Source organism: Marinomonas vulgaris (assembly GCF_018145875.1).
Taxonomy (GTDB): Bacteria; Pseudomonadota; Gammaproteobacteria; order Pseudomonadales; family Marinomonadaceae; genus Marinomonas; species Marinomonas vulgaris.
Genome location: NZ_JAGSSV010000044.1, coordinates 1 through 7,015 on the forward strand (window position 1 = coordinate 1; position 7,015 = coordinate 7,015).

7 protein-coding genes and 1 pseudogene are annotated in these 7,015 nt (G+C 41.6%); 3 read left to right on the plus strand and 5 right to left on the minus strand.

Annotated elements, in window-relative coordinates; translation table 11 throughout:
• Positions 1-323, plus strand: a 323-nt coding sequence (locus J9B83_RS15405) for a fasciclin domain-containing protein (protein ID WP_236037354.1), incomplete at its 5' end; no start/stop codon positions are given.
• Positions 324-452: 129 nt separating this feature from the next.
• On the opposite strand, the gene trpA is transcribed toward J9B83_RS15405, so the two are convergent.
• Together trpA and trpB are read right to left on the minus strand one after the other, a co-directional pair.
• The gene (gene trpA, locus J9B83_RS15410) at positions 453-1,256 is read right to left on the minus strand and encodes a tryptophan synthase subunit alpha (RefSeq protein ID WP_211537688.1); all 804 of its coding nucleotides are present in this window, start codon (positions 1,254-1,256) and stop codon (positions 453-455) included.
• Positions 1,253-2,515 (minus strand): tryptophan synthase subunit beta, encoded by a 1,263-nt coding sequence (trpB, locus tag J9B83_RS15415; protein WP_211537689.1) that lies wholly within the window; start codon positions 2,513-2,515, stop codon positions 1,253-1,255. Before trpB ends, trpA begins: the two co-directional genes overlap by 4 nt.
• A gap of 121 nt (positions 2,516-2,636) precedes the next feature.
• Between trpB and J9B83_RS15420 the strand changes: the two genes are divergently transcribed.
• Positions 2,637-3,200: a TetR/AcrR family transcriptional regulator gene (locus J9B83_RS15420; protein ID WP_211537690.1), complete on the plus strand. Its 564-nt coding sequence runs from the start codon at positions 2,637-2,639 to the stop codon at positions 3,198-3,200.
• Positions 3,201-3,215: 15 nt separating this feature from the next.
• Here the strand turns inward: J9B83_RS15420 and J9B83_RS15425 are convergent, their stop codons facing one another.
• The 3 genes from J9B83_RS15425 to J9B83_RS15435 form a co-directional block, all read right to left on the minus strand.
• Positions 3,216-4,907, minus strand: a complete 1,692-nt coding sequence (locus J9B83_RS15425; RefSeq protein WP_211537691.1) for a lipoprotein N-acyltransferase Lnb domain-containing protein — start codon at positions 4,905-4,907, stop codon at positions 3,216-3,218.
• A gap of 3 nt (positions 4,908-4,910) precedes the next feature.
• Positions 4,911-5,279: a PEGA domain-containing protein gene (locus J9B83_RS15430; protein WP_211537692.1), complete on the minus strand. Its 369-nt coding sequence runs from the start codon at positions 5,277-5,279 to the stop codon at positions 4,911-4,913.
• Between the two features lie 91 nt (positions 5,280-5,370).
• Positions 5,371-6,600, minus strand: a complete 1,230-nt coding sequence (locus tag J9B83_RS15435; protein ID WP_211537693.1) for a multidrug effflux MFS transporter — start codon at positions 6,598-6,600, stop codon at positions 5,371-5,373.
• Between the two features lie 143 nt (positions 6,601-6,743).
• Here J9B83_RS15435 and J9B83_RS15440 point away from each other — a divergent pair.
• Positions 6,744-6,944: pseudogene (locus tag J9B83_RS15440) on the plus strand (hypothetical protein); the annotation flags it as partial.
• Positions 6,945-7,015 lie beyond the last annotated feature (71 nt).

Below are 7,015 nucleotides of genomic sequence, written 5' to 3' on the forward strand. Positions count from 1 at the left end.
TGAGTGACTTTTTGTGGTTTTTAACCAAATTAGGCATTCTGGGCACAATGCGAATTCTTAATCGCAGTTTCCCTAAAGTTTTAGCTTGCCACGTTGTAAAAGCCGATGCCTTATCTGGCGCCATCATGAAAATGGTTGATGACGACATGGGCAAACACCCAGTACCAACTATCGGTGGCTGCACTTTAATGGCAACTTACATGGGTGATAAGATCATGTTAGAAGATGAAAATGGCCGTGTTGCTAACGTCACTATCGCTGACGTAAAACAATCTAACGGTGTTATCCATGTTATTGATACCGTTCTTTTACCTAAGCAATAAAATCTTATTGTAGTTTGGCTCTTACAGTTAAATTGATACCGTAAAAAACGCTAGAAATTAAAAAGGGTAAATACATAATGTATTTACCCTTTTATTTTGCATACTAAAATTAATAAAGAGAAAGCTAAATTAGTTAAATAAATCGTTTATTAATTTAATGCCGGCATCTTGTCCGCCTTGATTATAAGCATCAAGCAAAGCAGAGCCTAAAATAGCGATGTCAGCTTTGCCAATAAGCTGTTCAATTTGTGCTCGCTCACGCAAACCAAAGCCTACACCCATTGGTGCACTAGCATGTTGTTTGATATGCGCTAGGTAATCATCAAGGGAAGTGCTTTTAACCTTGCTTTCATGGCTCGAATGCCCCGTTACTCCAGAGCGGGCAACACAATATAGGAAACCACTGGCTTGGCTGGCGAGCATTTCCAAGCGTGCTGGCGGTGTTACCGGTGTGACCAACCAAACTGGATCAATGTCATTTTGCTTGCAAGCCGCTTGATACGTCGCTGCTTGTTCTATTGGTAAATCGGGTAAAATGAGGCCTTGAATGTTTTCTTCTGCGGCACGCTGCGCCAGTTTTTCTAAGCCAAAACGGTACATGGGATTAAGGTAACTCATTAACACAATACGACTGTCGGCGTATTTTTTGGCCAGTTCACCAAGTTGTGATAGGCAGGTGTCGACGTCTAGTGTTTGCTCTAACGCCTTGTGGCACGCCGCGACGATACTTGGCCCATCGGCAACGGGGTCTGAAAAAGGAAACTGGACTTCGATGAAATCCACGCCTTCTCTCATCAATCTTTCCATCCAATCCAAGCTTTCTTGAACGCTCGGATAGCCATAAACCACGTGGGTCATAGACAAAATAGGGTCTTGCTGACGCGTTGCTTTGAGAGTCTTTTTCTCTTCAATAAAAGCGGCTAACTGGCTCATGCGTTTTGCTCCTGTTGATCAGAATGGCTCGTTGGGTAAGCCGCGAGATAGTCGGTTAAAAACTGCGGGAAGGTTTCATCTTGTACCGCTTTGGCCACATTGAAGATGTCTTTATCACCACGACCAGACAGGTTGATCACAATGTTGCAGTCTTTTGGTAAATTCGGCGCATCTTTAAAGGCACCCGCAAGGGCGTGAGAAGATTCCAGTGCCGGAATAATGCCTTCTTTTTTCAGTAACATGGTACAAGCGTCGATGACGTCATCGTCCATGGCGTAGGTCATATCTATGCGACCAATTTCTGTTAAGTGCGCGATGATAGGAGATACACCAACGTAATCCAAACCGGCTGCAATGGAGTGAGTTTCCTGTAACTGACCTGCTTTGTCTTGCAAAAACATGGTGGCAAACCCTTGAGCGATACCTGGCTGGCCTAAATTGTGGGACAAACGAATCGAATGTTCACCCAGTTCTAGACCTTTACCACCGGCTTCAACACCGACCATTTTGACGTCTTTGTCCTCTAAAAATGGCAAAAACAAACCGCAGGCGTTAGAACCACCGCCGACGCAAGCGTATAGACGATCTGGAAATTGTCCAAACTGGGCGACACTTTGTTCGCGTACTTCGTTGCCAATGACGGATTGAAAAAACGCCACCATTTCAGGGAAGGGTGCACAACCACAAGACGTACCAATTAGGTAATGGCTGTCTTCATGGCTGGATGACCAGTCGCGAAGTGCTTCGTCTAAGGCATCACGAAGAGTTTGAGCACCTGTTGTCACGGGCACCACGGTCGCACCGAGCTGCTTCATCCAAAACACATTTGGGTACTGGCGTTCGATGTCTTTTGCACCCATGTAAATAGTGCATTCCAGCCCTAAACGCGCTGCCACAAGGGCGGTTGCAATACCGTGTTGACCAGCGCCTGTTTCCGCGATAACGCGTTTTTTACCCATGCGTTTGACCAATAAACCTTGGCCAATCACATTATTCATCTTGTGGGCGCCACTGTGATTTAAGTCTTCACGTTTTAGATAAATTTGCGCACCACCAAAATGCTCGGTTAGGTTAGCGCAAAAAGTTAACGGCGTTGGACGGCCAGAAAACTGCTGCCATTGTTTGTTCAGCTCCGCGAGAAACTCAGGGTCATTCTTCGCCTCTTCAAACGCGTTCAGAATTTGTTGCTGGCTGGAAAAAAGGATTTCAGGAATATAGCTACCGCCGTACTGCCCGTAGAAACCGTTCTCGCTTTGCATGCTGTGTCTCCAATTAATTATTTAACTATACCGTTTAGTTAATTTAATGCGATGATAGGGCTACGTCAAGTGTTTCATTAAAGGGAATGCCCCTTTATATTATTTTTATGCAGAGGATGTTATGGCAAGAGGAAGACCCAGTAAAAAGGCGCACATAGTGTCCGCCGCTGGTGGTTTGTTTACTAAGCAGGGTTATCAAAGCACCAGTATTGACCAAGTGGTACAGACCGCCGCTGTGTCCAAACCCACGGTATACAGTAACTTTCCAACCAAACTGGTGTTATGGGAAGAAGTGCTTATCGCTCTGATCGAGGCATCTCACATTGAAATGCAAACCTGCTTAGACAAGCTAAAAAAGCACACTGATAGAGCTTTTACCGATGGATGGATTACCCTTTGGGAAACTTGGGTTAACAAGCCAGAGCATCTTGCCGTCTACCGGATAATGCTTGGTGAACAACATAAAATGCAGCCTTCCACCTTTGCTTTATTTGCAGAATTTGAAGCCGTACTTGAAGCAGTATTGCTCGACTGGGTTGACTTTACTTCAGTGAAAACAGAAAACCTCTTTGCCATGAAAGCCGTTAGTCGAGAAGCACTATTGACACCGGCATTGATGAATTTAGGAGGTGCATCTAGAAGTGACTTTGTGCGTTATATTAAAAATGAGTTAGACCAGTATTAGAAGGGGTCATATACATTAAAAATAATAAGATAGCGTAAAACTATGTTTTTCGGCGTTTTTATCGTCACTTAGGAAGCTGTACTCATAACCGAAATAATTATTTTCTCGTCGATATAAGCTCACTTTATGACTTTCAAGGTTTCTCGTTTCGTACTTTGCAGATAACTGCTCTGAATTGAAAAGAATGCCAGAGTAAATAGGTAAGTCAAAATTGGAGGTGTATTCAAAGCTTGGCAACGCAAAGAATACTAAACCCCTAACAGAAATTGAGGCACCAAGGCCTCCACTCAAAATACCTTGAAAATGATTGTTTGAGTTACGTTCACCACCAATTCTTAAGCTCCAAGACGGCTTCTTTGTAACAAAGTTAAGTGGAGTGATTGCTCTTATATTTAGTAAATCAATACTCTCTAGTGAAGTGTCATCATTTTTCGTTGAAAACTCAAAAGCACCAGCAGAAAGCTTTGACGAGACAAAGTGTTTTGTTCGCTGCTCAAAAAGATCAAAATCAACAGCAGAAACTCTAATTTTCATTGAACCTTCACTAAAAACACCTTTTATAGATGAAATCGATAGCCCATCTAATTCTTTTTCTTCAAAGATGCTCCCCACAGGCAGTGTTTCTAAAAGCAGGTGATCCATGCCGTATGTTTTAATGACTTTTTCATAAGCATCGTTGGGTGTTGCATAGGTTTTGAAGCTCATTTTTGACGCTAGAACTGCAGCACGTCCTGCTTCAGTGCTGTTTTCTGGAAATTGACTTAGTTCATCTAGGAATATTTTCTTGGTTAGACTTTTTTCGTCAATGGTTAGCTTTTCATAACTTGCATTAAACTTATTAAAAAGCGAATCAATAGAAAAGCTAACAGTACCTTTATGATTCTCTAAAACTGTTTTTTCTAATTTTACAGGAGTGATGATTGTAGAAGCTTCAGTAAAACAACTACAGGAGTGGTCAAGTGCTTGATAAAGATAAGTAGAACAATTTTTAGTGAAAAAATTATAGACTAATTGATCAGTAAGCTTGTTATTAAAGTAATCAACTAGTTTCTGTCTATCAAAAGTATTCGATGAAAGTTTTAGAAACCTAAGATCTCTCGATTCTTTGTCACTATAAAAATCGATAATTTGATGAAGTGGAATAACATTCATTTCAGCTTTGATAAATGAAAAACCACCTTTACCAATTTGTTCTATCGCGGACAATCCCTCTGTCGGTGCGAGAATAGAAATAACGGGAGAGAAGTAAAAGTCGTCTTTATCTAAAAAGACAATCAGTGAGTGTCCGAAATAAGACATAGGAGATTTTAAACTTTCACCAGCAATAACTAAATACGCCTCTTTTTTCTCAAGAAGTTTGTTCAGTTCTTCATTATATTCATATTCAGAGTATGAATTCTTAGAGCATTGGTCTAAAAGTGTTAGGAAGTTTTTATGGAATTCATAGCTCTCGATTTTTTCCAGTAAAGATGGAGTGGAAAGCAATTCAGCTCCACATCCATATTTTTGTATCTGACTAACTAGGCTTTTATAACCAAGTCCTTTTTTTGCTTTCATTTGATATTGAAGAGATAGGGCGTTTTTCAGTAAAAACTCAGATAGACTTGGATCGAATCGAATTGTTTTGGCAGTTAAATCAGAGCTTAAAGTAAAAAAAACCAGCACAAGCTTTATAAAATAACTTAAATGCTGGTTTCTATAGAGCATGACTTACTGTTGCTTAGGCGGCATTTCTACGAAAATAGCATTTGGAGAGTATTCGTATACTGCGCCAGTAATAAAGTCAGTTGTTGATACGTCCCAAAAAATATTTAGAACAGCAACTGGATCGAACTCTTTCGTGATCGATCTTGTAACTGGCTCATAGCCTTCTTTTTTGAACATAACAGTCTGAGCTTTATTTTTCTTAAACTGTGCACTAACAGGTGTTTTACCAATTAATGCACCATCAACATAAACATTAACGTCGTCTACGTTTGCATTGAAAGTTAGTGTCTGGTTAGAGCCAGAAATTATAGTTGCACAGCCAGTTAGCAGCATAGTGGAGGCCAAAAATGCGGCCGCGATGATTTTTTTCATGTTAACTCCCTTTAAGATATTAATTTAAATTGCAAAGCGATCATAACCAAATGTGGAGGTACTTTACATACTTGTGTCATAAATATTTACACTATGCTGAAGATTTTGCCACAACACGCCCTTTTTCTGCCCAGTACATCATGCAAAGTGCTAACGCGCCGGTGATGATGAAGCTGCCTGAGATTGGCAGTAGAGTGTTGTTGTACATTTGCCCAATGAGGGTTCCAATACACATGGACATAATAGAAGAGACCGAGCCGATGACAGCGGAGGCAATGCCTGCCACGTGCCCCATAGGTTCCATGGCTAAAGCGTTGACGTTGCCAAATAATAGACCGAAGCAGAAGAATAATATCGCGGCATAAAGCAAGAACATCCAAAGAGTAATGTCGACAAAAGCATGCAGACCAAAGAAGCCAGTAGAGGCGATTACGACAACACACATTGCACGAAAGGCGATGTATTTAGCGCCGTGTTTTTCTACTACACGAGAGTTGAGCAGGGAAGCAAAACCTAGCACTAAAGCGAGTAAGCCAAAGTAGAGGGCGAACAGGTTGCCAGTTTTGAACTGCACTTGGAAGATTTGTTGTGATGAATTTAAATAACCAATAAAACTACCGAAAAACAATCCCATACAAGCCGTGTAACTGGCGGTAATTCGGTTGGTAAGTACCTCTTTGAAACCTTCGTAAAAACCGGTTGTCGTGAAAGCAATGCGGTTCGATTTCGGTAAGGTTTCTTTTAAACGCCAAGCAATCCAAACCATTAGTAGAATGGCGTAAGCAAGATATAATTCGAAGATGCCCCGCCAATCATCAAAATACATAATGGCTTGCCCAAGTGATGGCGCAATGGCGGGCACTAAAACGAAAATCATCATGACCAACGACATAATTCGTGCCATTTGAGTACCGTGGTACAAATCCCGCACCAAGGAAATGGCTGAAATATAAGGCCCGGCTACACCAAGACCCTGAATGAAGCGTCCAAACATAAGCATCGACAAACTTTCTGCTTGATAACACACCAAGGTGCCAACGAGATACAAAGCAAAGCCGCTGAATAATATAGGGCGTCGACCTAGCGCGTCCGATAAGGGCCCACAAATTAACTGACCAAGCGCCAGACCCAAGAACAACATACTGATCAATAATTGTGGCTGATTTGCTGTGACCACACCCAATTCTTCACCGATTACCCCAAGTGCTGGTAGCAAGGCGTCGATTGAAAGTGCGGCAATGGACATTAAGAGCGCGACTAATAATGTGAATTCTTTTGATCCCATTCCAGAAGAGAAGGTGTTGTTGTGTGCGTTTTCCATAGGGATTCCATTAAGAAGTAGTGACAATGTGAAGGCTCTTACACTGTTTTGTTTTGAGCGTATTATACTGGGGTGCAGCCAAAGTTAAATTTATACTTACGTACAAAAAGTACGTATTTTTTAATCGTCGCTAGGAGGTCAGTATGCACAACAGCCAAAAAGAAAAAATAGCCCTTGAGCATCAGGCCGCCAAGTTGTTCATGCGTTGTTATGAAAATAATACCGGCAAGGTGATTCGTCATATTTGGCACAATGATCCTATTCGGCCTGATGTAAGCTGCATGCTGGAAGGCGAGCGGTTGGACTTAGAAATTGCGCACTTATATGGCTCGGAAGAGGCGGCGTTTTTCAAGGTAGTTGTCGCCTAAAATAATTAAGCAGCGTCTTTATGTTGCTCTGGATTTAATTCCACATC

Excerpts from the sequence above, each read along its gene's own strand:
- trpA (WP_211537688.1), bottom strand. The coding sequence starts at position 1,256 with ATGAGCCAGTTAGCCGCTTTTATTGAAGAGAAAAAGACTCTCAAAGCA.
- trpB (WP_211537689.1), bottom strand. The coding sequence starts at position 2,515 with ATGCAAAGCGAGAACGGTTTCTACGGGCAGTACGGCGGTAGCTATATT.
- J9B83_RS15420 (WP_211537690.1), top strand. The coding sequence starts at position 2,637 with ATGGCAAGAGGAAGACCCAGTAAAAAGGCGCACATAGTGTCCGCCGCT.
- J9B83_RS15425 (WP_211537691.1), bottom strand. The coding sequence starts at position 4,907 with ATGCTCTATAGAAACCAGCATTTAAGTTATTTTATAAAGCTTGTGCTG.
- J9B83_RS15430 (WP_211537692.1), bottom strand. The coding sequence starts at position 5,279 with ATGAAAAAAATCATCGCGGCCGCATTTTTGGCCTCCACTATGCTGCTA.
- J9B83_RS15435 (WP_211537693.1), bottom strand. The coding sequence starts at position 6,600 with ATGGAAAACGCACACAACAACACCTTCTCTTCTGGAATGGGATCAAAA.